27 protein-coding genes and 1 pseudogene are annotated in these 24,597 nt (G+C 36.6%); 12 read left to right on the top strand and 16 right to left on the bottom strand.

Features of this window, described 5'->3' with window-relative positions:
* Positions 1-71 precede the first annotated feature (71 nt).
* Genes CD138_RS02225 through mntC form a run of 3 tightly spaced genes read left to right on the top strand, consistent with a single transcriptional unit; the run spans position 72 to position 2,579 of the window.
* The gene (locus tag CD138_RS02225) at positions 72-848 is read left to right on the top strand and encodes a metal ABC transporter ATP-binding protein (protein ID WP_019167322.1); all 777 of its coding nucleotides are present in this window, start codon (positions 72-74) and stop codon (positions 846-848) included.
* The gene (locus tag CD138_RS02220; RefSeq protein ID WP_019167323.1) at positions 823-1,662 is read left to right on the top strand and encodes a metal ABC transporter permease; all 840 of its coding nucleotides are present in this window, start codon (positions 823-825) and stop codon (positions 1,660-1,662) included. The genes CD138_RS02225 and CD138_RS02220 overlap by 26 nt, the downstream gene beginning before the upstream one ends.
* Positions 1,659-2,579, top strand: coding sequence for a manganese ABC transporter substrate-binding lipoprotein MntC (gene mntC / locus CD138_RS02215; RefSeq protein ID WP_019167324.1), 921 nt, complete (start codon positions 1,659-1,661; stop codon positions 2,577-2,579). The genes CD138_RS02220 and mntC overlap by 4 nt, the downstream gene beginning before the upstream one ends.
* Before the next feature lie 687 nt (positions 2,580-3,266).
* Here the strand turns inward: mntC and CD138_RS02210 are convergent.
* Genes CD138_RS02210 through CD138_RS02175 form a run of 8 tightly spaced genes read right to left on the bottom strand, consistent with a single transcriptional unit; the run spans position 3,267 to position 9,678 of the window.
* Entirely contained in the window at positions 3,267-3,713 is a 447-nt protein-coding gene (locus CD138_RS02210; RefSeq protein WP_019167326.1) for a Na+/H+ antiporter subunit G, read from the bottom strand.
* Positions 3,697-3,990 carry a monovalent cation/H+ antiporter complex subunit F gene (locus CD138_RS02205; protein WP_019167327.1) on the bottom strand — a complete coding sequence of 98 codons (294 nt, stop codon included), beginning with the start codon at positions 3,988-3,990 and terminating at the stop codon, positions 3,697-3,699. The genes CD138_RS02210 and CD138_RS02205 overlap by 17 nt, the downstream gene beginning before the upstream one ends.
* Positions 3,987-4,469, bottom strand: coding sequence for a Na+/H+ antiporter subunit E (locus CD138_RS02200; RefSeq protein WP_019167328.1), 483 nt, complete (start codon positions 4,467-4,469; stop codon positions 3,987-3,989). The genes CD138_RS02205 and CD138_RS02200 overlap by 4 nt, the downstream gene beginning before the upstream one ends.
* Entirely contained in the window at positions 4,470-5,969 is a 1,500-nt protein-coding gene (locus tag CD138_RS02195) for a Na+/H+ antiporter subunit D (RefSeq protein ID WP_019167329.1), read from the bottom strand.
* A complete protein-coding gene (gene mnhC2 / locus CD138_RS02190; RefSeq protein ID WP_019167330.1) occupies positions 5,962-6,306 on the bottom strand; it encodes a Na+/H+ antiporter Mnh2 subunit C in 345 nt (114 codons plus the stop codon). The genes CD138_RS02195 and mnhC2 overlap by 8 nt, the downstream gene beginning before the upstream one ends.
* Complete coding sequence (locus tag CD138_RS02185) at positions 6,303-6,728, bottom strand: monovalent cation/H+ antiporter subunit B (RefSeq protein ID WP_019167331.1); 426 nt, start codon at positions 6,726-6,728, stop codon at positions 6,303-6,305. Before CD138_RS02185 ends, mnhC2 begins: the two co-directional genes overlap by 4 nt.
* Complete coding sequence (locus tag CD138_RS02180) at positions 6,715-9,105, bottom strand: DUF4040 family protein (protein ID WP_019167332.1); 2,391 nt, start codon at positions 9,103-9,105, stop codon at positions 6,715-6,717. Before CD138_RS02180 ends, CD138_RS02185 begins: the two co-directional genes overlap by 14 nt.
* 21 nt (positions 9,106-9,126) lie before the next feature.
* A complete protein-coding gene (locus CD138_RS02175; protein WP_019167333.1) occupies positions 9,127-9,678 on the bottom strand; it encodes a tyrosine-type recombinase/integrase in 552 nt (183 codons plus the stop codon).
* Positions 9,679-9,819: 141 nt separating this feature from the next.
* On the opposite strand from CD138_RS02175, the gene sroA reads away from it, so the two are divergent.
* Both sroA and CD138_RS02165 read left to right on the top strand, forming a co-directional pair.
* Complete coding sequence (gene sroA / locus CD138_RS02170) at positions 9,820-10,023, top strand: sigS mRNA-stabilizing protein SroA (RefSeq protein ID WP_019167334.1); 204 nt, start codon at positions 9,820-9,822, stop codon at positions 10,021-10,023.
* 14 nt (positions 10,024-10,037) lie between these two features.
* Positions 10,038-10,253, top strand: a complete 216-nt coding sequence (locus CD138_RS02165; protein ID WP_019167335.1) for a DUF2922 domain-containing protein — start codon at positions 10,038-10,040, stop codon at positions 10,251-10,253.
* 188 nt (positions 10,254-10,441) lie between these two features.
* Here CD138_RS02165 and CD138_RS02160 read toward each other — a convergent pair.
* Both CD138_RS02160 and CD138_RS02155 read right to left on the bottom strand, forming a co-directional pair.
* A pseudogene (locus CD138_RS02160) lies at positions 10,442-10,699 on the bottom strand (transposase); the annotation flags it as partial.
* Between the two features lie 267 nt (positions 10,700-10,966).
* Positions 10,967-11,245: a hypothetical protein gene (locus CD138_RS02155; RefSeq protein WP_019167337.1), complete on the bottom strand. Its 279-nt coding sequence runs from the start codon at positions 11,243-11,245 to the stop codon at positions 10,967-10,969.
* Positions 11,246-11,447: 202 nt separating this feature from the next.
* On the opposite strand from CD138_RS02155, the gene CD138_RS02150 reads away from it, so the two are divergent.
* Together CD138_RS02150 and sarA are read left to right on the top strand one after the other, a co-directional pair.
* Positions 11,448-12,377 (top strand): DMT family transporter, encoded by a 930-nt coding sequence (locus CD138_RS02150; protein ID WP_019167338.1) that lies wholly within the window; start codon positions 11,448-11,450, stop codon positions 12,375-12,377.
* A gap of 1,471 nt (positions 12,378-13,848) precedes the next feature.
* Entirely contained in the window at positions 13,849-14,220 is a 372-nt protein-coding gene (sarA, locus tag CD138_RS02145) for a global transcriptional regulator SarA (RefSeq protein WP_014614657.1), read from the top strand.
* A gap of 235 nt (positions 14,221-14,455) precedes the next feature.
* On the opposite strand, the gene CD138_RS02140 is transcribed toward sarA, so the two are convergent.
* The 6 genes from CD138_RS02140 to CD138_RS02115 form a co-directional block, all read right to left on the bottom strand.
* Positions 14,456-15,172: a hypothetical protein gene (locus CD138_RS02140; protein WP_019167339.1), complete on the bottom strand. Its 717-nt coding sequence runs from the start codon at positions 15,170-15,172 to the stop codon at positions 14,456-14,458.
* A gap of 92 nt (positions 15,173-15,264) precedes the next feature.
* Positions 15,265-15,768, bottom strand: a complete 504-nt coding sequence (locus tag CD138_RS02135) for an SA0570 family protein (RefSeq protein WP_019167340.1) — start codon at positions 15,766-15,768, stop codon at positions 15,265-15,267.
* A gap of 91 nt (positions 15,769-15,859) precedes the next feature.
* Positions 15,860-16,660 carry an alpha/beta fold hydrolase gene (locus CD138_RS02130; RefSeq protein WP_019167341.1) on the bottom strand — a complete coding sequence of 267 codons (801 nt, stop codon included), beginning with the start codon at positions 16,658-16,660 and terminating at the stop codon, positions 15,860-15,862.
* Entirely contained in the window at positions 16,660-17,364 is a 705-nt protein-coding gene (locus tag CD138_RS02125; protein ID WP_019167342.1) for an HAD family hydrolase, read from the bottom strand. The genes CD138_RS02130 and CD138_RS02125 overlap by 1 nt, the downstream gene beginning before the upstream one ends.
* A 56-nt stretch (positions 17,365-17,420) precedes the next feature.
* Positions 17,421-18,371 (bottom strand): FecCD family ABC transporter permease, encoded by a 951-nt coding sequence (locus tag CD138_RS02120; RefSeq protein ID WP_019167343.1) that lies wholly within the window; start codon positions 18,369-18,371, stop codon positions 17,421-17,423.
* Positions 18,361-19,242: an ABC transporter substrate-binding protein gene (locus CD138_RS02115; protein ID WP_019167344.1), complete on the bottom strand. Its 882-nt coding sequence runs from the start codon at positions 19,240-19,242 to the stop codon at positions 18,361-18,363. Before CD138_RS02115 ends, CD138_RS02120 begins: the two co-directional genes overlap by 11 nt.
* A gap of 486 nt (positions 19,243-19,728) precedes the next feature.
* On the opposite strand from CD138_RS02115, the gene efeO reads away from it, so the two are divergent.
* The 5 genes from efeO to tatC all read left to right on the top strand — a co-directional run bounded on the left by efeO (position 19,729) and on the right by tatC (position 24,570).
* Complete coding sequence (gene efeO / locus CD138_RS02110; RefSeq protein ID WP_019167345.1) at positions 19,729-20,583, top strand: iron uptake system protein EfeO; 855 nt, start codon at positions 19,729-19,731, stop codon at positions 20,581-20,583.
* The gene (gene efeB, locus CD138_RS02105) at positions 20,580-21,806 is read left to right on the top strand and encodes an iron uptake transporter deferrochelatase/peroxidase subunit (RefSeq protein ID WP_019167346.1); all 1,227 of its coding nucleotides are present in this window, start codon (positions 20,580-20,582) and stop codon (positions 21,804-21,806) included. Before efeO ends, efeB begins: the two co-directional genes overlap by 4 nt.
* Positions 21,787-23,499 (top strand): FTR1 family protein, encoded by a 1,713-nt coding sequence (locus tag CD138_RS02100; RefSeq protein WP_019167347.1) that lies wholly within the window; start codon positions 21,787-21,789, stop codon positions 23,497-23,499. Before efeB ends, CD138_RS02100 begins: the two co-directional genes overlap by 20 nt.
* A 149-nt stretch (positions 23,500-23,648) precedes the next feature.
* On the top strand, positions 23,649-23,870 hold the full coding sequence (locus CD138_RS02095) for a twin-arginine translocase TatA/TatE family subunit (RefSeq protein ID WP_019167348.1): 222 nt from the start codon (positions 23,649-23,651) through the stop codon (positions 23,868-23,870).
* Positions 23,863-24,570, top strand: a complete 708-nt coding sequence (tatC, locus tag CD138_RS02090; RefSeq protein ID WP_081583064.1) for a twin-arginine translocase subunit TatC — start codon at positions 23,863-23,865, stop codon at positions 24,568-24,570. Before CD138_RS02095 ends, tatC begins: the two co-directional genes overlap by 8 nt.
* Positions 24,571-24,597 lie beyond the last annotated feature (27 nt).

Here is a 24,597-nt window from a genome sequence, read left to right as displayed (position 1 = left end):
TATTGACAATTTTCAATTTATCGTATAATTTTATTAGGGTAACCTAACTTAAAATAAAGGTGGTGGTAATTATGTTATCTATAGAAAACTTAAACTTACATCTTGGACAAAAACACGTCCTTAAAAACATCTCTTTAAATTTACCTTTCAACGGCGAAATGATAGGCATTATGGGGCCGAACGGGAGCGGAAAATCATCGCTCATCAAATCAATCATTGGAGAATTGCCTGCAAAAGGGAAAGTTACACTGAATCAACAACCGGCGCAACAACAATTGACAAATATTACATATATTCCACAAAAATCTGTACTAGATCTAGATTTTCCAATTAATGTACAAGATTTAGTGCTGACAGGCTACTATCAAGAAATTGGTTGGTTTCGACGTATACCTAAAGCAATTCGAGAAAAGAGAGATGCGTTATTAAAAGAACTCGAGCTTTATGAGTTACGTAAACGACAGCTCCATGCATTGAGTGGCGGGCAATTACAACGCGTCTTTATCGCACGTGCACTGATGTCTGACAGTCTTGTGTATCTTCTAGACGAACCATTTGTCGGCATCGATTTTAAAAGTGAGCGGATTATTTTTGAGAAGTTGCAACATCTGAAGCAACAAGGGAAATTGATTTTAATTGTACACCACGATCTTTCAACAGCTGAACAATATTTCGATCGCATTCTTCTTCTGAATCAATCGATTGCATTTTTGGGAGACAGTGCTGAAGCATTACAACCTGAAAATATCGAATCTGTATTTTTAAGCCGCTACCACCAAGCTAAAGAAGACACAACGAAGCACAGAAAGGAGTCCACACAACATGTCGTTCGTTCAACACCTCTTTGAGTATCAATTTTTATCACGTGCAATGTTGACAGCCATCTTAGTCGGTATCGTTTGTGGTGTGGTCGGTTGTCTCATTATTTTACGAGGATTATCGTTGATGGGAGATGCGATGAGTCACGCAGTCCTACCTGGTGTAGCACTCTCGTTTTTAATGAATATTCCAATGTTTATCGGCGCAATGGTAACAGGGATGTTAAGCAGTATCATGATTGGATACATTTCTGAAGCTTCAAAAACGAAGAAAGATGCTGCGATTGGGATTACTTTCACTACTTTTTTAGCTCTAGGGATTGTACTCATTAGCGTCATTCATTCAGCCACTGATTTGTATCATATTCTCTTTGGCAACATTCTCGCGATTACCCAAACCGCATTTCACACGACGCTCGCTGTCAGCATCGTTGTTCTCGCATTAATTTTAATTTTATATAGACCGCTGAAAATGTCGACATTTGATCCAATATTTAGTCGTATGAGTGGTTTAAATACGAGCGTCATCCACTACTTTGTCATGTTATTACTCGCACTTGTGATTGTCGCAAGTGTACAAACAGTTGGTGTTATTTTAGTAGTCGCACTATTAATCACACCCGCTTCAACAGCGTTTTTATTTACTAAAAAATTGTCCACGATGATGATTGCTTCAAGTATATTGAGTGTCATCAGTTCAACGTTGGGCATTTATATGAGCTTTAAAATGAATTTACCCAGTGGTGCCGTCATTGTACTCATTTCAGCTGTGTTATATGGCTTAACATTTGGCATCATTAAAATTAAAAACTTATTACAAAAAGGAGCATTTCAAACATCATGATGAAACGAATATTCGCCTTAGTGATTCTCTCTGTTTTACTCGCTGCGTGTGGTATCAATAAAGGAGACGAATCAAAACATCAATTAAAAATTGTCACTACGAACTCTATCCTATACGATATGACGAAAAATATTACAGGGGATGACGCTGAGATTTATTCGATTGTTCCAGTTGGTCAAGACCCTCACGAATACGAAATAAAACCTAAAGACGTCCAAGCTTTAACTGACGCTGATGTCATTATTTATAATGGTTTCAATCTTGAAAGTGGTAACGGTTGGTTTGAGAAAGCGTTGAAACAAGCCAATAAATCTATTAAAGACGATACAGTGATTCAGGCTTCGAAAAATGTAGAACCGATTTACTTAAAGCAAGGTGAAAAAACTGAACACAATATCGATCCACACGCTTGGCTCAGCTTAGACAATGGCATTTCGTATGTGAAAACAATTCAAACAGCCCTTGAAAATGTAGACAAAACACATGCTAAAGATTATGACAAACAAGGGTCTGAATACTTATCAAAACTTGAGAAATTGAATAAAGAAAGTAAAGATAAATTCAATGACATTCCGAAAGAGAAACGTGTCATGATTACGAGTGAAGGTGCGTTTAAATATTTCGCTCAACAATTTGATGTGAAACCAGGTTATATTTGGGAAATTAATACTGAAAACCAAGGAACACCAGAACAAATGAAACAAGCTGTTGATTTTGTGAAGGAACACAATATTAAAAACTTATTGCTTGAAACGAGTGTGAGTGATAAGAGTATGAAGAGTCTTGGTGAGGAAACGGGTGCTAAGATTTACGGTACAGTTTATACGGATTCGATTGGTAAAGAAGGTAGCGATGGGGATTCGTATTATAAAATGATGGAATCGAATATTAAGACGATTCACGAAAGTATGCAGTAATTTTTTAGAATTCTACAGTTAATTTTGGCAAGTTTGAATTGCTGAATCATCCCTTGTTATAACGTTCTTGTCATCGTTGATTACTATCTTGGGCTCGCGTTCCTAGGGGCTGAGCCTTCAACTAACCAACGCTTGATTGAACTGTTACATTGGTTGAGGCGTTGGTGGATTTTCCGGCTCAGCTAATCCCTCAGGAGTCTCGCCCAGATTTGTAATCTTTACGATGACAGCTATACTATGTGCAAGGGCTGATTCTTGCAATTTCATACAAGTACCCTATCTCAACTGAAGTGAATTCTTAAAAAACCCTCTCTATGATACTGAAGTTTTTCACTTCTTCTCCATAGAGGGGGATTTTTGCGTTATATTCCCATGTTCTCAGGAGTCTTGCCCTGGCTGCAATCTCATCAGTCAAGCCCATGTATTAAGTAAAGTATCGTTCGACAATCTTTTGAAAGTGACGCTTGTCGAAATGAGTAAGATAATCTTTGAAAACAATTCATCATTAATACTCATCCACATCTAATCCCCTTTCTTTGGATGAAGGGGGATGATTGCAAGGGCTGATTCTTGCTATTTATAATACGTCCTACATCTTAAATAAAGGGAAATGCTATAAAAAATCCCCTTCTCTATGATATAAAGTTTCGACTTCAATTCATAGAGAGGGGGTTTTGTATATCTTACCTAAGATTCATCTTTATCTAATCGTGAGTAAATACTTTTACGGCGCTTGGCACGTTTTTCGATTCGCATTTGTCTTTTGGCTTCTTCATCCAAATCTGCTTGGTTCAAATCTGTATTTTGTTGATAGGCATTTTTTTGATACATATAGGCACCTGTGCGGTATGCCGCTCTTGAGATAAGGTGGCCGCCCACGGGTGCAGTAATATTAATAAATACTAATGCTAACAACGTCCGTACACTGTAATAACCTTGTGCAATGATAAAGTAGATAAATACGCCGACAAGTGTCAACAGCACTGCTGCTGTCGAAGCCTTGGTCGCTGCATGGATGCGTAAAAACACATCTTTAAACCGCACTAAACCAATGGCACTCACTAATGCAATAATACTTCCCGCGAATACAAGAAAGGCTGCTAAAAGTTCAATGATATCATTTGTCATCGCCATGAAATACATTGCCTCCTTCGATAAAACGGGAAATTGTGACCGAGCTTAAAAATGAAATAATCGCTATGAGCAATACCGAGTCTAAAAATGAAAATGTTTCAAATAATAGACTGAGCACCCCTACTGTCGACATTAAAATCGCACTGATGGCATCAAAAGCGACAACACGATCCGCAGTAGTTGGCCCTTTGATAAGACGAAATAATACGACGACTAACGAAATTGCAAAAATTACTAATGCACTTGATAAAAAGAATTGCGTTAATTGCTCAATCATTTCGTCACCTCCACGATTAATTCCTCATATTGTTTAATACTTTTGAGTAAGCTCTTTTTCTCTTTTTCAGTCGTATCAATCGCATGAATCAAGAAAATACTCGGTTCACGATTCACACGAATGACTGTTGATCCCGGCGTAATAATGATAAGAATCGTTAGAAACGTAATTTCCCAATCTTTGTCTAATTGTGTTTTATATGTGACTAATCCTGGGTCCATTTGATTTGTTTTGAAAAGCACGTAATTCGCAATTGAAATCGTAGCTGTCAATAATTGAAATAAATAAACAGCCAGGAACTTAATCGATACCCAGATTTTTTTCGGATAAAATTCTTGATCGAAAAATTTATGCACAATATAGATGACCACAATACCGATAATATAACCTGTTACAAAAGTCGTGAGTCGGAAAGCATCTTCATCTTGGAATAGCACCCATAAAAACGCAATCATGACATTCAAACCTATTTGTCTCATCTAACTGCCACCTCGCAGTTCTGGATTCACCATTTTTTCGTATTGCTGAACGTCCATTGATAAATTTGTCGCTTGTTCCGTCACTTTATAAATCATTGGCGCAAAAAGTCCCATTGCTAATGTAACACCTGTCATAAACATGACAATTGCCTTACGATTCGCTCTAATCGGCTTATAATCAACTTCTGCGCCTTTCGCATCATTACCCGCGTACATATAAAAGAAGACACGGAATAAACTATACATTGCGATTAAGCTCGTTAAAATCATCAATGTTAAGCTAATGTAATGTTGATGTTGAATTGCACCCATGAAAATCAATAATTTCCCGGGAAAACCACTGAATGGCGGTACACCACCAATTGCGAGTGTGACAATGATAAAAGCGACACCCAGCCACGGTTCTTTTTTGGCAAGTCCTTTCAAATGTCGATATTGTCGATAACCAGTCGTATAAACAATAATGCCAATAATGAAAAACAATAATGCTTTTACAATCATGTCGTTAACTAAATAGAATATCGCACCATTTACACCATAAAATGTGTTTGTCGCAAGCCCAAATATGACGAAACCAATCGATAAAACGACTTGATAGGCTGCAATCTTTTTAATATCTCTATAAGCAATCGTTCCAACCGCACCGATGAGCATCGTTAGACATGCCATGACAATCAGTAAGGGTTCTACTAAATCACTGCTTTGATTAAAAATAAGTGTAAAGAATCGAATTAATGCATAGGCTCCTACTTTCGTCATTAATGAAGCAAACAATGCAGCAAGTTCTGTATTCAATACCGCATACGCTTTAGGCAACCACATAAAGAGGACTAACGCAGCTTTCGAGCCAAATGCAACAATGAATGACATCGCAACAAGATGAATTGCAGTGGGATCATTTAATTCTTGAACTCTTACCGCAATATGTGTGAAGTTCAACGTTCCGACTTGACGGTAAAGTAAACCAATCCCAACAAGGAAGAACCATGAACCTATCACATTCAAGACGACGTAAATGATACTCGCACGAAGTTGTTCTACAGATTGACCGAGTGTCACGAGTACAAACGATGCCAATAACATAATTTCAAACATGACGTATAGATTGAATAAGTCTGCCGTTAAAAATGAACCGACGACCCCTGTTGTTAAAAATAAGATAAAGGACAGTAAATAATAGCGACTGGCACGTTTTTCACCACGTCCAAAACCAAATGCAACGATCATGAAAACAACTAAAAATGTTGTCGTGACTAATATCAGACTTAATGGATCCCCTACATATTGAATCCCAAACGGCGCTTTCCAACCACCAAAGTCCAACGTTATCGGACCATGTTTCAAAACGTCGATTAACATCATCAATGAGACGATAAACGAAATCAATAATGCACCTAACGCAAGACGTCGAGATAAACGCACTTGACGATGCAAAATGACTAGAAACAAAGCACATATGAGAGGCACAAGAATCGGAACAGCTAATAAATTATCATTCATCATCTTCACCTCCAGTTAAGACATCAATTTCATCTTCTTTTGTCACTTTAAACGTACGATATACTAATACGAGTAAGAAGGCGGTAATCGCAAAACCAATGACAATCGCTGTTAACACAATCGCTTGTAACAATGGATCAACAAAATTTTGATGCCCTTCCACAATTAATGGTTCAGTTTTTTGAGGCGTGTACTCGCCCATACTCATAATGATTAAATTACCTGCATGCGTATAAATCGCAATTCCGATAACGATACGTATTAAGTTTTTAGATAACACCATATATGTTCCGATAAAAACTAAAAAACCAATGACGAGGAGTAATATAATATTCATGATTTCCCTCCACTCAACGAAAGAATGGTTGTGACAACAACGCCAACAACACTTAATGTGATGCCCGCTTCAAAAAACATTATGGTAGAAATGTGGACTTCACCAAAATACGGGAATTGGACGTACCAATCGGCCTGATACAAAATATTCTTGCCGAAAAACACAGGAACAATTGCAGTTGTTAAAGAAACGAGGGCGCCGATAATCATTAACTTTCTAAAATCGATGGGCAGCGCTTCTAACACTTTGGCAACATCAAAAGCTAAAAACATTAAGATAAACGCAGAACTTAAAATCAATCCTGCAATGAAGCCGCCTCCTGGATTGTTATGCCCTGCCAAGAAGAGGTAAAAGCCGAATGTTAAAATGATAAATATGACAATGCGTGTGACTGTTTTAAGGACTAAATCATTCTCTTTCATCTTGACCTCTCCTATCTTTATAGTTAAGTAACGTATAAATACCTAATCCTGCAATAATCAGTACCAAACCTTCTGCTAACGTATCTAGCGCTCTAAAGTCTCCTAAAATCGCATTCACAATATTTTTACCACCGGATTTTTCATATGCATCATGGTAAAATACGGAAATCGTTTCTAATGCGTTCGCTTGTTGAACCATAAATATCAAACTGACCACTGTCACTGCAGTCATGAGTGACACCGCGATTTTTACTGATTCTTTTTTCAAGTTAAACTTGCCGCGTGGCACATTGGGTAATCTTGAAAAGCTCACAATAAATAATACTGTTGTAATTGTTTCAGTCACTAATTGCGTCAATGCTAAATCAGGTGCGCGCATTAAAATGAAAAATAATGTCACAATATAGCCGATGCCGCCTGTTAAAATCACCATTGTTAAACGTTGACGAATAAAAATCAGTGCAAAACCAATGAGGACAACCGTCACGAGTAACAGAATATGGAAAATGTGGTAATCCGTCACTTCGATATCATACAGTTTCGGTACACCTACACGTATCAACCCATACACATTAATAGCGACATAGATGAGTAACGTTACAATAATGTATGAATTGAGTCGATTGTTCATCAAGTGACGTAAGCCATAACCTGAAACATGTTCCATGGATTGATATGATGATTGGAAAATGTTTTCAACCGATAAAGCACTTTCTTTATCAGAGAAAAAGCGTTTGCGTGTACGATCAACGAGAAACACACCTACAGTACCGATGACAATGACTGCAAGACTCATCAATAACGCGAGATTAAAGCCATGCCATTGGACGAGATGCGGTGCTGTTTGGACGATTGCATCTGCATGTACAACACCTCTAAATGCTGGTGTAATCACGTGTGTCCCTACCCACTGTGGCACGATAAAGATAAGAGGTAAACATATTGCCAACACAGTCGCAGGTAAAATCATTAGACGCGGTTCATGCACATGACGTTGTAAGCGCAACTCTCCGAAAAAGGTTGCTTTAATTAAATACATCGAATAAATGAAAGTAAAAATACTTGCCAACCATCCAATAAACGCAATAACAACCATCAGTGGTACATTAAACGCACTTAAATGATGTGCTTCGATTAAACTTTCGAAAAACATCTCTTTACTGATAAAACCGTTAAGCAGTGGGACCCCTGCCATCGCTAATGAGGCCGCAAACATGACAACCATGGTCACAGGCAAATGCCGTCTCAAACCACCTAGTTCTCGAATATCACGCGTGCCTGTTTCGTGGTCGATTAAGCCAACACCCATGAATAACGTTCCTTTAAACAAGGCATGATTGAATAAATGAAAAATCGCAGCAAACAGCACATACGCATAAATCTCAATCATATGCGAGTCTGTCGCTTGAGCAATGCCACCGCCGAGACCGACCATTGACATCATCATCCCAAGCTGACTAATTGTGGAATAAGCAAGAATGGCTTTTAAATCATATTGCTTAATCGCTGTGATTGATCCGAAAATCATCGTAAGTAAGCCAACACCTGTTACCACATAACTGTAGGTATCACTCAAGCCGAGCAACATCGTATAGCGGAGTAACAAGTAGATACCTGCTTTTACCATCGTCGCTGAATGTAGAAAAGCACTTACTGGTGTAGGTGCTGCCATTGCTTTCGGTAACCAAAAATGAAATGGCCACTGTGCGGATTTCGTAAACGCACCGAGCAAGAGTAACAACATAATAGGTATAAATAATGGATGTTCTGCAATGTCATGACGTTGACTGAGCTGTTCGCTAATGACATTCGTTCCTGTCACGAAATACAGCATGATAAATCCAACGAGCATTGCCAAACCACCAAAAACAGTCACCATAAAGGACGTCACTGCCCCTTTTTGACTTTCTGAGGTGTCGTACCAATAACTGATAAGTAAAAATGATGATACACTCGTCAATTCCCAAAATATATAAAGAATGATGGTATTATCTGAAAGCACAATCCCCAACATACTGAACATAAATAAGACAAGATACAAATAAAAACGAGGTAGATTATCATGTTGATGTGATAAATAGCGTGTCGCATAGAAAAATACAGCAACACCAATGAGTGAAATCAATAGCGCAAAAAAGAGACCGAGTCCATCTAAGCGCAAAATGAGGTTAATATCTAGTGCAGGGAACCATTGAATTGTTTCAACGATTTGCTGATGATTTAAAACTTGAGGAGTATAAAGTATAAAAATAATTGATGAAATTACAGGTGCAAGCAACGCAATCCAATTTGGTAAACGTTTGGTCTGCCATTGCATCGAGATGACGAGTGCACCCATAATGCCAATTAAAATGAGAAACAAACCGCTAAGCATCATCACGCCTCCTTTTTTCTATTTTTATAGGTTTAAAGCGATTGTCGTATCCATTTTTTCTTTAGAAACACCGATAAATTTCATTGTTTCATGTGACGTTTGATGACCAAGATACTTTTGAATCATTGAAATTGTAATACCTGATTGATATGCATGATAAGCAAAAGTTTTTCTCAAAGTGGTCAAGCCAATATGTTCGATGCCTAATTGTTGTGCTGCTGTGTTAATAATACGATAGGCCTGTTGTCGACTTAATCCCTTCTGTGTACGTTTAGAGCGAAATACTAAATCCGTTTGCACCAACGCTTCGGCTTCAATATACGCTTTTAACTCTTCCCTTAATTCGTCAGGAATACGCACACCAATTTCTTGATTTTGAGACATCATCCACTTTTCAATGACCGTCCCATCATCATTCATCATTTGATCGACGCTTAAATTTAATAATTCCACTAACTTAACGCCAGTGTGAATCGCGAACTTAAAAAACAAATAATCACGCATTGAATGGGATTGTAAAAAATCATACATCCTGTGAATATCTTTAGTTTCACGAATTGGATCCACGCAATTCACTCGTTTCCCCTCCCTTATGTTTCTTATATCATTATAAACTATATTTAAGTAACATGAAACAACTTTCACAAAATTTTTTCTTTTTAGGGTGTGATTTTAAGCACTCCATTTCGATATATAAAGTGAAAGGAGGTCAGAAACATGAACATCAATCACTTAACACTCATTCTGACGCAAACAACAACATCAGCCGAGGGAAAACCAAAGAAAGCATCTCGTCGTTTTACACAGTTAAAATCAGATGCTTCACACGAAGATTTAAAAGCGTTCAGTCAAATTATCGAAAAGTTGACTGGCGAACAGTATGACACAATCGAATTAATGACATCAGAAAATATTCAATAAAGGGAGCATGTACAATGAATGTAAAAACATTAGAAATTATTTTTTTAGACGCATTGCAAAAAACGTTCAAATTAAGTTTACCGAATATTAAGACAACAATTACAATAGAATTAGTACAAGAAGAAGCAGAAAAATTAGTCGCTTTGAATGTGTTAAAAACAAGTCATGGACCTGTTGTTAAAGTATCAGGCGCGCAGGTCGTTGATAAATCTGTCATTGTGTTGTTTTAACACGTAGCATGATTGAATGGGACTGGGAAAACTTAATGCCCCAGTCCCATTCCTACGATTTGTCAAAGGTTCAATGATTAAAATTGACATTACTGAACTAGATCGTCCAATTTTTACTTTTTTGAATAAGGTGTTATGACGTATATGGTTATATAGTTTCGTTAGTGTGGTGCTTTCTGATAATCATATCATTTATCATTGACTATCAAGTAGTGAATGGTCTTTAATAAGCGATTGATACTCGCTATTACGGCAGTCTTGTGGGCTTTCCCATAAGGCTGCTCTTTTAATTTATAATAATCATCCACAATGTGACTTTGATAATGTTTTCTTCCCCTAATAATGTCCATAATAATCAAATACAATAAACGTCTTGCTTTTTTATTTCCTATTTTGTTAATTGTATCTCTACTTTTTGAAGTTCCTGATTGATACCATTTTACGTCTCACACGAATGGCGGTGGCGAATCACTTAATCGACATTTCAGGATAGATGGCCCTCACAGACTGTCAATCCATGTCTATACATGCGCTTGATGCTTAAGTCAAACATGCGCATCATCAATAAAAAAGGACTAAGTGAAGGTCAACCCAGTCTTAGTCCAATTACGTTAAATTTAAATCGTTTCGAGTGAATAACCCGTAAATATTAGATATGCCTCATTTCAGACTACTCACACTATTATATCTCACCCATCGATGCCTCTCTCTATTTACACATTCGGTTGATAATTTGGGCGAATTCTCACTTCATCACCATAAAAAACCTTATACTTTCCCAACTTTTGACAGATCGCATATTTTTCGTATACTTCATCAATACGTGCTAACGTTTTATAAGATTTAAAGGGATTAAGTACTTCAACATACTGCCCTTCTTGAAGATTTGATGACGCATCGATGTTAATAAAAAAGAGATGCTCATCAATCACACGCACGATTTCATGTTTCTTCAAAATATCACAACTTTCCTTAACTTCATTCTTAGTCATGATGTTGTTTCTACCGATGTTTTTGCATTTTCACATGCATGATTTACTACATTTTATTATTGCTTTATAATAATCAATAAGTTTCGAATGACACCTTTTTTCGGAGGTGTCTTCCTATGAAATTGATTGCAATCAAATATAGCACTATCACAATGACATTTTGCTATAATAATAACACAATTAAATATAAGGATGGTTGATTATGCTTTCACTCTTACTTATTTTAGGTTTAGTGGCGGGTGCTGTCATCCCTGTACAGACGTCTATCAATTCCAGGTTGAGCCGTTACACACAATCTGCTTTATACGCTTCTGCCATTTCGTTTACAGTTGGTACATTGTTACTTGTGCTACTCAATTTTGTACTCAACCCACACTTGTTGACCGCCGAAGCTTTCCAATATTATCATTTTGATTATTACTGGTATGTGGGCGGCTTGATGGGTGTGATTTATCTCACAGGCAATATGCTTTTGTTACCACGAATAGGCGCTTCATTAACCGTCGTGACAACAATTACAGGACAAATTTTAATGAGTGTCTTGATTGATACATTCGGCTGGTTCAATGTAGATGTTCAATCGTTGCATTTATTGAAAGTGTTTGGAATTGTACTATTGCTTATCGGCATTATTTTGATGAATCTTCAAAATAACGCGAAACAAATGGTACAAAGCGGTCACAATGGCCCATGGATGTTGGTCGGCATGATCATTGGTTTTACGCCGCCAATCCAAACAGCAATTAATAGCCATTTAGGCCAAACACTCCAATCGCCATTCTTTGCCTCTTTAGTTTCATTTACTGTAGGTGCATCCGCACTGATCATTTTGACACTGATTCTGCACAGACGCATTAAAATTCATGCAACATCTGAGCAATTTGGTCCGTTGAAATGGTGGCATTTTGTCGGCGGCGCATTAGGCGTTATTTTTGTCACAACCAATATTATTTTAACACCTGTGATTGGGGTCACATTCACACTGATTACCGTGATGGTAGGACAAATTATGATGGGCTTACTCATTGATCATTTCGGTCTATTCGGTGTGCCGCATCGCCATATTACGAGACAGCGATTATTAGGTTTTGTGTTCATTATCATTGCCATCATTATCATTCAGTTCAATTAAGTGCACCTCAATTTTACCAGCTGGCTTCAAAAAATGTATCCTTCATTTTTTGAAGCCAGTTTTTACATTCCACACATACGATAAGCAGCAATAAAATGTCGTTCATTACTATTTAAAAATTCAGTAAAATGAAAATTAATGCAAAAAAACAGCTACATAATGCTTTAACTATTAATTAAACACTTCAAATTTTGATACAACTAAATAAAGAATTGCACACACTCATAAAGTATCACTAAGCATCAAGGTCTATATATGTCAAGAAATTTTCTGATTTTTTATTTCATATTATTTTTACTGATCTACTTATTTATACGATATACTTATTTCAGATAACTTCTAAACGCAAATAGCGATTGATCAACCACTGGCATGACATAAAAAAACAGCTCAGAATATGCTGTACCATTGTCATTACAGTCTTTTTTCTACGTGCGCCAAATAGACAAAGGCTTTGATTTTAAAGGTCATGCTTACCTATTATTTTATTATACTAATTAAATCGTATACGAGATAGCTTTTGTCATAGATCTACATCAAAAATTAACATTATTTACATTATTTTTACATTAAACGACTCGAATCATTGCGCCACTAAGTGTATAACGATTGCCCCCTTTTATTTTATTGTGCAATTGCATAAAATTTTACAGACACATATTCGACAATTTATCTTACATTTTATTCAAACAGTAAATAAATTTAATTTTTCATTTAAGAACTTTTTGACTATTTTTCTGATTAAAGACAAATAATTATAATTAAAATCATTAATTTATGAGACTGTCATAAAGCCTTTAGCCATCTATATTATCAGCCTACTATTCTACTCAATAAAATCTGTCTCTTTACATTGTAATTTGCTGTTTTAATATCAAAATAATTATCCATTTATATATATTTTAGCTCCAAAATAGTACTTTCTCACAATATATTTCACATATAGCGGTGCCGAAAAGAATCACTTTTGCAATAAGTAAAAGTATAAATTCATCAAAGCAATAATAATTTATGATAAAATAAATAAGCAACTTTTAATTAATAATGGTGTTTTTATTGATGGAAAAGTTGTTTAGAATCCCAATGCAAATATTTTAGAACCATGTTAAAGACAACATTAAATTCATTTTTGCTTTTTTGGTGTTATTTTCAGCTATTGAATTGCAAATAATGGATTAATGGCCATATATGACAACCTATCTTGCTCACTTCAAATAAAGATTATGATCATTATAATGTTGTAAAACGTTGAAGTGTCTTATTTTACAAATCCACATCCATTAGATATAATATATTAAATAATTCCGTTCTAATTAAATATAATATTATTTATACTAGTGCGTTTGGGTGGAGTTATATACACTTCATTTGCTATAATATAAGGTGTTAACGGGATTTTATTGAAATGTAATATCTCATATATTATATTTCAAAACACGTTTAAGGGTAATATATATGGGAGGTTATGAGAATGGCAGTTACAAGAGTCAAAGATTGTTTTGAGTTATTATCTATGGTGACATACGCTGATAGATTGAAAAGTGTGATTAAAAAGGAATTTAAGATTAGTTTTGAAGAATTCGCTGTTTTGACACACTTAAGCTATAGAATAGAAGAGGAATATTATTTAAAAGATATCATTAACAACTTAAACTATAAGCAACCGCAAGTCGTTAAAGCTGTTAAAAACTTATCTCAAGAAGGATATTTCGATAAACGCCGTAACGAAAATGATGAACGTACGGTACTGATTTTAATTAACGATCAGCAACGCGAAAAAATTAATGCTTTATTAGACCGCGTTAACGAAACAATCAAATCTACAGATATTAGACCACAGTAATTTTGGGGCAAAATATGAAACGCATGAGGGCGTCCAAGCATGCGTTTCAATATAAAGTAAAACCATGCGTGTCTTTGAGTACGACTACAGCGCGTGGTTTTACTTTTCTTTTCGTCTCATTTCATCATCTGAGCCCCCTCATCCTCCATATTCAATCTATAAAAATACCCTTTCCAAGCCACATTTTTAGATGTAATGGACTTCGAAAGGGTATTTGCGATTGAAGACATTTTACTTATGTTCTCTTACTTGCTGACAATTCGATTGTATAGAAAATAATCAATACTAAAATCATCACCCAAATCGCAATGGAAATAAGCTGAGCCGCTTGATCATCCGCCACAATGACATCAATCGTTTTTTGAAGCAGCAATAAGCCAATTCCCGTGTACTCTAAATACTTTTTATATAATCCAAAACTTGTAATTATCATACCAATCACTGCAATCACGATATGCGCATACTGTGTGACAACATGAATACCTAAATTTAAATCAAACGCATTCATTAAAATGAGTACGAGCGCTAAAATCGCTAAAGCACCACCTGCATAACTCTCGATTTTATTACGATAGAGATAGTTCTTATGCATGATTCGTGTATAGATGATAATCGATATCGGCAACATGACAAGCATATAGACAAGTGATAAACCTGTTGCAGCTCCGAATGGCACAAGTTGCTTATCATAAAGCGATGAAATTAAGATAAAGTTAATAATAAAAAATACAACTGGATTGAATTGTAATATAAATAAGTTCTTTTGTATCGTTAATATAATTTCAGCCGGAGATTTTTGACGATATTCGATATAGTCTTTATCTTCCGCTTCTGATTTTTGAATATCTTTTCTCAAATTTTCTTTAACGTCGTCGATTAAACTTGGAGATACGCCTTTATGTGTAAAGTAATCTTCTACATTCTCCAGTAAAGTCCGATCATTAGGTCTCATAAAATCCTCCGTCTCATTTGATAGCACCATTATATCAGAAGTGAGACGTGGCGTGTAGACGCTTGAGCGCGTTCACTCCATACAATCATGCATCACTCTACATCAATACGATAGAGTTTCAATGTTTGATCTTTTGGATGAGAAGACCCAAATTGGTATGTTATGTTGCCATCTGAAATATAACCACTGCCGCCTGTGACCTTGTTATGATGTTCGCGCTTAATCGCATTTGCGCTCACTTGACTTTTCACTTCTTGATACTTCGGACCGTTCAGTTTATTGTAACTCATGCTTACACGTGTCACTTTCGCATTTCGCCCCGCGCCATTTGCAGTCACAATCATCACACCCTCTTTAGTGTGAAATTCATAATAGTGATGGTGACCATACGCTTCTGTTGTATGAATACCGTGGCCTTTGTCTCGAAATACGTTACTCATCCGTTCACCAATTGTCACACCTTCAACTGTACGATCGCCATGTTGTAATGATTTCACTGAGTCTAATGTATTGCCTGACATCGCATCTGCTGTACCTGCATAAATACCCGAAAATGTAAGTCCTGTTATCAACATTGCACTGACTAATTTTTTCATAGGGCACACGCTCCTCTTTTGTCTCTCTATTTTGTGCTTATTATCATCATACCCTAAATTGCAATAAAATAACAGTTATATTACAAAATGATTACAGGTCCATATTGTGCGTCGTTCTTTGCATGAAATGCTTCACTGTTTTAAGGAATTTTTCCTTTTCTTCTACAAATGGATACACGCCTGACTTTTTAAATAATTCGTATGTCGCATTGGGCATTAAATTAGCAATGTTTTCAGACTCACTTGGTGCAATACGTTCATTCGCCACACCCGCGATGACAAGCGTACGCACTTGTATTTCTGATAAAGGCGCATTGAGTTCAAATCCTGCAAATGACTGATCTACCGCATTTTTCTCATAATCTGTTAATAGTGCGGCTGAGTCATTCACATTTTTAAGAAACTTACGCACTTTTCCTTTAGCGTAGTATAAATGTTTTTCTAAAAATTTATCTTGTTCACTATCGCTCCACGTTCGAATTGTTTCAGCGTATTTACGGAATAAGCGTTCATGCGGTAATTTTTCTCCAGAGACAGTCGGGTTGATTAAAATAAGTTCTGATACTTTCTTTGGATCACGCTGAACGAGGTCTAATGCAACTGCACTCCCCATTTCAATCGCAATAAACGTCGCACATTCAATATACAGAAATTCCATTAATTCTTTTAAATCTTGACTATAATCATGAAAATCAATCTCTAATGGTTTGTCAGAGTATCCGTGCCCTCTTAAGTCCACTAAAATCACTTGAAAATAGCGTGACAAACGTTTCGCAATCTCTTCAAAGACTGTATGATTCATATCAACCGAATGCACCATCACAATCGGATAACCTTTCCCCATTGAGCGATAATTCAACGCTGTTCCATCTGATGCTCTAAATAAATGCATTACTTTTCAGCCTCCCGTTCGATATGTAAAATATCTAATAATTCTTCAAGTGTTGTAATTTCATAATCCATTTCTGATTCTAAAGGAATGATGTCGTCTTCTCTTTCGCCATGACGGTACCAGACGCTGACCATGCCCATTGCACGAGCGGGTGCGACGTCATTCAATGCATCATCACCGACATATACGACCTCTTCAGGTGCGACGTCTAATTTTTCAATGATTTCTTCATAAATGCGTGGATGCGGTTTTCGAAAGCCTACCATTTCTGAAGTCGTTAAATGTGTCACGTACGATTCGATTCCTAGCGCATAGACACGATAACGTTTAATTTTGGATTTTCCATTTGCGATGACACCAATTTTATAACCTGCTTCCTTCAATTTTTGCAAAGTATAGGTTGTATCATGAAATGGGAAAACATACCGATAGAAATGCATTTCAAAGTCGTTAAATAAATCTTTCCATGTTAAACGATCAATATTGAATTGCTTGATGATTTCTTTATACAAATCAGGTTTATCATGATCTTCGTCGTCATCGAGTTCGATAAATTTTTTGCGGAAGTCTGAGGCTTGTACACGTACTAAGTAATCATGAAAACGTTCGTATTGCTCTTCAATAAATTTTTCACGTGATTTTTGACGGTCTAACAACGTTCCCTCTAAATCAAATATAATTGCTTTAATGTTTGTTAAGTCCATGGTATACCTCATTACTTATGGTTTAAAAGTCATATAATACTATATTAGTCAATTGCTTAAGGTCGTTCAACTATCATGAGATAAAACATCAGTGGAATACCTAAAATCGCTAAGACAATACTTGCAGGCAATTGAATGGGATCAAGGAGTTTTGCCCCTAAAATATCTGCTAATACCATCACTGACCCACCGATTAAAATATTGAGCGCCATTTTAAATGGTAATGTTCCTCGGCTCATACGATGTACAAATTGTGGAATGACCATACCGATAAAGCCAATGACCCCTACAAAGCCAATAATGACTGTAGCGATGATTGTCGATAATATTAAGACCATTATAGATAAACGTTCGACATGCAGTCCTAATGCAGCACTGGATAGCGCGTACAATTGCAGTAATTTTATTTTCGGAATCAACATGATGAGGATGCATGTGATAATGACAAACACACATATCACAACGACTGCTTCCCGATATTCTGCTGCTCCAAATCCACCAAACATATATGCCACAATATTTTGAAGCCGCTTAGGATTGAATTGGACGAGTAAAAATAGCACTGCATTCAACAACGAACCGATGAGTATCCCTGCCAGAATGAGTGAACGTGTCGGGTAACCTCGAGAAATGGTATACGCAACAGTCATCACAACGACTAGTGATAAAATCCCCATCACCATTGCTAAAGGGGCAATCCATACAAAGGGCAACCCAAGTAATACAGCCAGCGCCGCCCCCACTGTTGCACCGTTTGCGAGTCCTAGTGTGAAGCTATCCGCAAGTGGATTGTTCAAGATGATTTGAAACATTTGTCCTGCTATCGTGAGCCCCATGCCTGCAAATAATGCGAGCAACGTTCTAGGAAAACGTACCTCCATAATGAGTGTCGTTGTTAAAGAGCTGTCCCACTCTAAGTCACTGAACAAACTGTACGCACAGACAAAGATTAAAAGAAGGCTCCATGCACTGATGCTCATGAAGCCTTTCGTTAAGTTATTTTTCATACACAGCATCTCTCAACAATTTCATCGCATCATCTAAACGCGGACCAGGACGTGACAACATATCGTCATTTAATGCGACAACATGGTCATCTTTCACTGCTTCAACTTCCTCGAATCCACCACGTTGCTGAACAATATGACGATAATCCTCCGTCGATACGCCTGAAGTCGCTATCATAACATCTGGATTTTTCTTAATGACTTGTTCTTTAGACACTTTTGGCCAGCCTTCTGTATCGTCAAACACATTTTGTGCATGGAGTTGCTTTAACATGTCGTTCATAAATGTCCCTTTGCCTGCTGTATACATTTCAGGTTCAGACGCAATTTCAATGAACACTTTTGGTGCTTTTTTTCGATTTGGAATGTCGTCAATGACTTGCTGGATGTTGTGCTTCGTTTCTATTACTAATTGCGCTGCTTGTTGTTCAGTGCCTGTGAGTTTTCCAATTTGATGAAACGTTTCGTACATTTCATCAATGGAATGGGCATCTTTAACGTAAGCAACACGAATACCACTCTCTTCTAAATCATCAAGCACCTTACCTTGAGACGCTTTTTGAGATTCGTGTGCTAAAATCAAATCCGGTTGTGCTTTAATCAACGCTTCTTTATTGAGGTGCATCGCGTCAAATTGTTGCTTCTTTTTCACTGCTTTTGGATAATCATCTACCGTAGAAACGCCCACAACCTTATCCCCTAACCCAAGTTCATATAAAATCTCTGTATTACTTGGCATTAATGAAATAATACGTTCCGGACCATTATCCGAAGACTTGCCCGTCTCTTTCGACTGATTTGCATTGAAGTTACAACCTGCGAGCATGAATACAACCATGACCATCACAGGTACGAACCATTTGAATTTCATCCTTCCACTCCTACTTTTCATCTTATTTTGTTTATCTTATCATTTTTCATTGTTTTTTGGCGTCTTAAATTGATTTTTTGTACAAAATTTTAAAAACCATTTCATTTGAAAATTTTTCATTAGAATGGCATTTGCAAACGAATACGAGTTCTTGATGACAAGTTAGCTAGATAGACACAAAAATCGGACTTCAGCCTCCCTTTTTACAAATGATAATGAAAGCGATAACAACTGAAATTTATATTTCTTATACTATCTAATAAAATACGTTAAAAACTGTATTGACAGTGTTTACGCATCGGAATATAATTAATTGAAAATGATTATCAATTGAGAGAAACAGTTTATCATTATATACAATTTTCAAATCATATTCTCCAACATATCAAGGGCTCCGTTGTTGTCTTGTGCATACATACAACGTTTGATAATGACGAACAAAATCTACAATTGATAGCAATCAATCTTACTGCTGAGGTGGAAATTATGAAAAAATTAACAACGGTATTCATCGCATCATCACTTCTCTTTGCTGCTTGCGGGAATCAAGAAAATAGCGACAAATCAAAAGATCAATCATCTAAAGAAAATACCGAAAATAAAGTAGCGTTAGAAAAAGCAACTAAAGAATATAAAAGCTTCACAGATAAAGAGTTGGATCAATTCCTTGCTGGGACTGAAGACTTTGTACAAGCGGTTAAAAATGATGATATGGAAAAAGCGAAATCATTATATCCTAATGTGCGTATGTATTATGAGCGCTCTGAACCTGTTGCTGAATCATTTGGAGACTTAGACCCTAAAATTGATGCCCGTTTAGCTGACTTGAAAGAAGAAAACAAAGAAAGTGAATGGACTGGCTATCATAAAATCGAAAAAGCTTTATATGAAGATCAAATGATTAATGAGACAACGAAAAAAGATGCCGACCAGCTATTAAAAGACGCGAAAGAATTACGTGCTAAAGCGGATACATTGGAAATCACGCCAAAACTCATGCTTCAAGGCTCTGTTGACTTACTAAACGAAATTTCAACTTCTAAAATTACAGGTGAAGAAGAAATTTATTCTCATACTGATTTATATGACTTTAAAGCCAACATTGAAGGGGCACAAAAAATATATGAACTTTTCAAACCGATTTTAGATCAAAAGGATAAAGATTTAAGTCAAAAAATCAACTCAAAATTTGATAAAGTGAATGGCTTATTAGATAAATATAAAAAAGACGACGGTTACATTTTATTTACTGAATTAACCGATTCACAGAAAAAAGAACTCTCAAATGCAGTCAATGAACTTGGTGAACCGTTAAGTCAAATGGCAGTGGTTACAGAATGACACAAGAAAACAACCATCATGAAACGACCTATTCCAGACGTTCGTTCCTCAAAATGTTAGGGGTTGGCGGTGCGGGCGTCGCAATAGGTGCAAGCGGTGTCGGCAGTATTTTTTCATTTAAATCGATGTTTGATACACCACAAGAAGATTCAGACCAAGCTTATCAATTTTATGGTAAAGTGCAACCGGGTATTACGACACCGACGCAAAAAAACATTAATTTAGTGGTATTAGATTTAAAAAGTAAAGATAAGACGACGGTTCAAAAAATGTTTCGAGCTTGGACCGAGAGTACAGTGAAAATGATGCACGGTGAAGCGATTGGGAAGACGACAAGTAATACCCTCCTCCCACCTATCGATACAGGAGAAGCAATCGGTCTGGATGCCAACAAATTAACAATTACTTTCGGTGTGAGTAAAGACTTTTTACAAAAATTAGGGCTCAACGGTAAAATTCCGAAATCGTTTAAAGACTTACCACACTTTCCAAATGATCAGTTAGATAAAGACATTACCGGCGGCGATATTTTCATCCAAGCTTGTGCAGATGATCCACAAGTCGCTTTCCACGCCATTCATAACTTAATTCGTCCCTATCTTGATGTCGTGCAAGTGAAATGGTCCGAAACAGGTTTTATTTCAGGAAAAGGCAAAGAAACACCACGTAATTTAATGGCATTTAAAGATGGGACGCAAAATCCGCGTGACACAAAAGGTTACAAAGATTATGTATTTCTAGAAGATGGTTGGGCAAAATACGGCACATATTGCGTATTGAGAAAGATTCAAATTCATATCGAAACGTGGGATCGCACCGCTTTAGAAGAACAAGAAGCGACATTTGGACGTCATCGTGCATCCGGTGCGCCGTTAGGTAAAAAAGATGAGTTTGATGAAATGGACTTATCAGCAAAAGACGCACACGGTGAATACGTCATTCCAAAAGATGCGCATGCACGTCTAGCGAAAGAAGCGAACACTGAAATTTTACGTCGTGCGTATAATTATATGCGTGGGACAAACGATAAAACAGGAAACTATGATGCAGGCCTTTTGTTTATTTCATTCCAGAAGCATCCGCAACAATTTATTGATATCCAAAACAATTTAGGCTCTGTAGATAAATTAAATGAATATATTACACATAAAGGGTCTGGATTGTTTTTAATTCTCCCAGGCGTCAAAAAGGGAGGTTATTTAGGTGAAACGTTATTTAATTAAATGCGTCATCATCGCTGTACTATTGATGACCATCGCTAAAATACCTCCTGTGACTGCTGCTGAAAAGGATTTTAGTGATGTGTATGTCGCTATTTCAGACGCAAAGTCAACATTACAGGATCAAAATCAATCGAAAAATGCTAAAAAACAAAGTCTTGATCAAGTGGATAAAGCAGTGGCCGACCTCAACATTGATCAATCCAAAGAAGGTAAACAGGTCACATCCGCATTAAAAGCATTAGACCAATCTAAATCAGCTGAGAAACAAACGGCACAGCTTTCAGAATTAACGAAGACACTGATCGCTTATGAAAATACAGTCAACAAATCAGACGATACAGAAGAAATTAAAACGTTACAGTCTTTAATTGATCAACAAAATGCACCGATTACAAAGGCCATTGAAGCAAGTGATCAAGAGAAATTAAAACAAATTAACGGCGAACTGAATTCCATTTGGACGAAACATGAATCGGTCATTAGAAATAAAAATGTCGATCAATACGGACAAATTGAAGTCTATTTAATGCAACTCCGCGTAGCTATTGAAAAAGAACCGTTGAACACGCAAAAAGTTGAATCAAGTTGGCAGTCTTTCAAAACAGCAATTGATCAAGCAGACCAAGCGGCAACATCAAAAAATAAAGGTAAATACCACGCAACAGATTTAAATACACATCTCGATAAAGCCATCCAAGCGATTGATAAAGGCGATTTGGATCAAGCGGACCAATCTCTCAGTCAATTTATCAAAACATGGCCGTATGTCGAAGGTCAAATTCAAACGAAAAACATCAGTTTGTATAATAAAATCGAAAATCGCATCCCCTACTATCAAAGTATATTGGATGACGAGAACAAAGCGGATGTTAAAAAAGAATTAACGTCCATCAACAAAGATATTGCAGAAACGGTTGGTAAACAAGGTTATACGTCTTGGGATGTCATGCTCATCTTTCTACGTGAAGGGTTAGAAGTGTTACTCATCGTGATGACATTGACAACGATGACACGTCAAATGAAAGATAGAAAAGGAACAGCGAGTGTGCTCAGTGGTGCCGTAACGGGATTAATCATCAGTCTATTGCTGGCATTCTTATTTATTAGCTTGCTTGGCGATAGTGGTGTCCTCCGTGAAGGTATGGAAGCAACACTAGGATTAGTCGCTGTGTTCTTAATGTACATCGTCGGTATATGGATGCATCAACGTTCAAATGCGAAACGTTGGGACGCAATGATGCAGTCAATGTATGACAACGCCATCCAAAACCGTAACCTCCTCCTGCTCGGTGTGATTGGATTCATTACCGTCTTAAGAGAAGGTGTCGAAGTCATTGTCTTTTACATGGGTATGGTTGGTAACATTACCGCTGTACAGTTTACTTTAGGGATTGTTTATGCCCTTGCGATTTTAACTGTATTTGCATTGTTATATCGCTTTATTGTGAAGTTAATCCCTATTTATTATATTTTTAAATTTTTATCACTCATTCTATTTGTTATGGCGTTCAAAATGCTTGGGATGAGTATTCAAAAATTACAATTATTAGATATTGTACCGAGACACGGTTTAGAACATGTGCCGACACTCAGTTGGATTGGTTTCTATCCGACTGTTGAAACGATTGTGGCACAAGTCATTTTCATTATTTTTGTCGTATTGATTTATACGTTGAGAGGCAATAAAAAGTAGCAGTGAGGTATAAAGAGGCTGAGACAATGCATGTTCAGCCTCTTTAACTCAAGTATCCATCGGTATGACGTTTCATATATTGAATTTATCGTCCTTATTTTTAAAGCAATTTGTGAATGGATAAAAAATTTAAGAGAAGAGGAATTTTTATGCTAGAAAGTACATTCGTTTTAGGTATGGCAAGTCCAACAGGTCTCATTATCATTAGTGTCATTGCGCTCATTTTGTTTGGACCGAAAAAGCTCCCTCAATTTGGTCGTGCAATTGGTTCTACGTTACGCGAATTTAAATCTGCCACAGAAAATATTATAGAAGATGACGAATCATTAGACACACCCAGTTCAAAATCTAAAAAACAAGAACATCAATGAGTTATCGTTACTTAATCATTTTAACGAACTGAGAGCACGATTGATCAAAATTGCTATCGCATTTGTCATCGTGCTCGTTGTCGTCTATATTTCATCTCATTGGTGGATTAGACCGTTCATACACGCTGTCGCCCAAAATGGTGTGCAGTTACATGCCTTTAGTTTTACCGAAATGATACAGATTTACATTATGATTATCTTATTTTGTACATTATGTATTGTTTCACCTGTGCTGTTTTACCAATTGTGGGCATTTATCGCACCAGGGTTAAAAGATATTGAACGTCAATTCATTTATAAATATAGTTTGATTTCAGTTGTCCTTTTTATTACAGGGATTGCACTCGCATACTGGCTCATTTTCCCACTCATCATTCAGTTTTCATTCAATTTGTCACAGTTGATGTCAATTGATCCGGTGATTGGCTTTAAACAGTATTTAACAGAACTGCTGCGATGGCTACTCTTCTTTGGTGTCATTTTTCAACTCCCGATTTTATTTATCGGGTTGGCCAAATTCGAACTCATTGATGTGACGATGTTACGCCCATATCGTAAATATGTATATTTCGGTTGTTTCGTATTGGCAAGTTTGATTGCACCACCAGACATCATGTTAAATATTTTATTGTCCTTACCTTTGATTTTATTATTTGAACTGAGTATGTCCATCATTCGATTTACGAAACCTTATCAATAAAAAAGAAGATAAGAGATAAAAATTTTT

The sequence above is a fragment of the Staphylococcus intermedius NCTC 11048 genome (assembly GCF_002902385.1).
GTDB lineage: Bacteria > Bacillota > Bacilli > Staphylococcales > Staphylococcaceae > Staphylococcus > Staphylococcus intermedius.
This window is presented reverse-complemented; position numbering and strand designations above follow the sequence as displayed.

Coding starts and splice junctions, on each gene's coding strand:
- CD138_RS02200 (WP_019167328.1), bottom strand. CDS start 4,469: ATGAGACAAATAGGTTTGAATGTCATGATTGCGTTTTTATGGGTGCTA.
- CD138_RS02165 (WP_019167335.1), top strand. CDS start 10,038: ATGAATGTAAAAACATTAGAAATTATTTTTTTAGACGCATTGCAAAAA.
- sarA (WP_014614657.1), top strand. CDS start 13,849: ATGGCAGTTACAAGAGTCAAAGATTGTTTTGAGTTATTATCTATGGTG.
- efeO (WP_019167345.1), top strand. CDS start 19,729: ATGAAAAAATTAACAACGGTATTCATCGCATCATCACTTCTCTTTGCT.
- CD138_RS02140 (WP_019167339.1), bottom strand. CDS start 15,172: ATGAGACCTAATGATCGGACTTTACTGGAGAATGTAGAAGATTACTTT.
- mntC (WP_019167324.1), top strand. CDS start 1,659: ATGATGAAACGAATATTCGCCTTAGTGATTCTCTCTGTTTTACTCGCT.
- CD138_RS02220 (WP_019167323.1), top strand. CDS start 823: ATGTCGTTCGTTCAACACCTCTTTGAGTATCAATTTTTATCACGTGCA.
- CD138_RS02155 (WP_019167337.1), bottom strand. CDS start 11,245: ATGACTAAGAATGAAGTTAAGGAAAGTTGTGATATTTTGAAGAAACAT.
- CD138_RS02125 (WP_019167342.1), bottom strand. CDS start 17,364: ATGGACTTAACAAACATTAAAGCAATTATATTTGATTTAGAGGGAACG.
- CD138_RS02205 (WP_019167327.1), bottom strand. CDS start 3,990: ATGATTGAGCAATTAACGCAATTCTTTTTATCAAGTGCATTAGTAATT.
- CD138_RS02120 (WP_019167343.1), bottom strand. CDS start 18,371: ATGAAAAATAACTTAACGAAAGGCTTCATGAGCATCAGTGCATGGAGC.
- CD138_RS02195 (WP_019167329.1), bottom strand. CDS start 5,969: ATGAATGATAATTTATTAGCTGTTCCGATTCTTGTGCCTCTCATATGT.
- mnhC2 (WP_019167330.1), bottom strand. CDS start 6,306: ATGAATATTATATTACTCCTCGTCATTGGTTTTTTAGTTTTTATCGGA.
- sroA (WP_019167334.1), top strand. CDS start 9,820: ATGAACATCAATCACTTAACACTCATTCTGACGCAAACAACAACATCA.
- CD138_RS02185 (WP_019167331.1), bottom strand. CDS start 6,728: ATGAAAGAGAATGATTTAGTCCTTAAAACAGTCACACGCATTGTCATA.
- CD138_RS02130 (WP_019167341.1), bottom strand. CDS start 16,660: ATGCATTTATTTAGAGCATCAGATGGAACAGCGTTGAATTATCGCTCA.
- CD138_RS02135 (WP_019167340.1), bottom strand. CDS start 15,768: ATGAAAAAATTAGTCAGTGCAATGTTGATAACAGGACTTACATTTTCG.
- CD138_RS02180 (WP_019167332.1), bottom strand. CDS start 9,105: ATGATGCTTAGCGGTTTGTTTCTCATTTTAATTGGCATTATGGGTGCA.
- CD138_RS02210 (WP_019167326.1), bottom strand. CDS start 3,713: ATGGCGATGACAAATGATATCATTGAACTTTTAGCAGCCTTTCTTGTA.
- CD138_RS02225 (WP_019167322.1), top strand. CDS start 72: ATGTTATCTATAGAAAACTTAAACTTACATCTTGGACAAAAACACGTC.
- CD138_RS02095 (WP_019167348.1), top strand. CDS start 23,649: ATGCTAGAAAGTACATTCGTTTTAGGTATGGCAAGTCCAACAGGTCTC.
- efeB (WP_019167346.1), top strand. CDS start 20,580: ATGACACAAGAAAACAACCATCATGAAACGACCTATTCCAGACGTTCG.
- CD138_RS02150 (WP_019167338.1), top strand. CDS start 11,448: ATGCTTTCACTCTTACTTATTTTAGGTTTAGTGGCGGGTGCTGTCATC.
- CD138_RS02115 (WP_019167344.1), bottom strand. CDS start 19,242: ATGAAATTCAAATGGTTCGTACCTGTGATGGTCATGGTTGTATTCATG.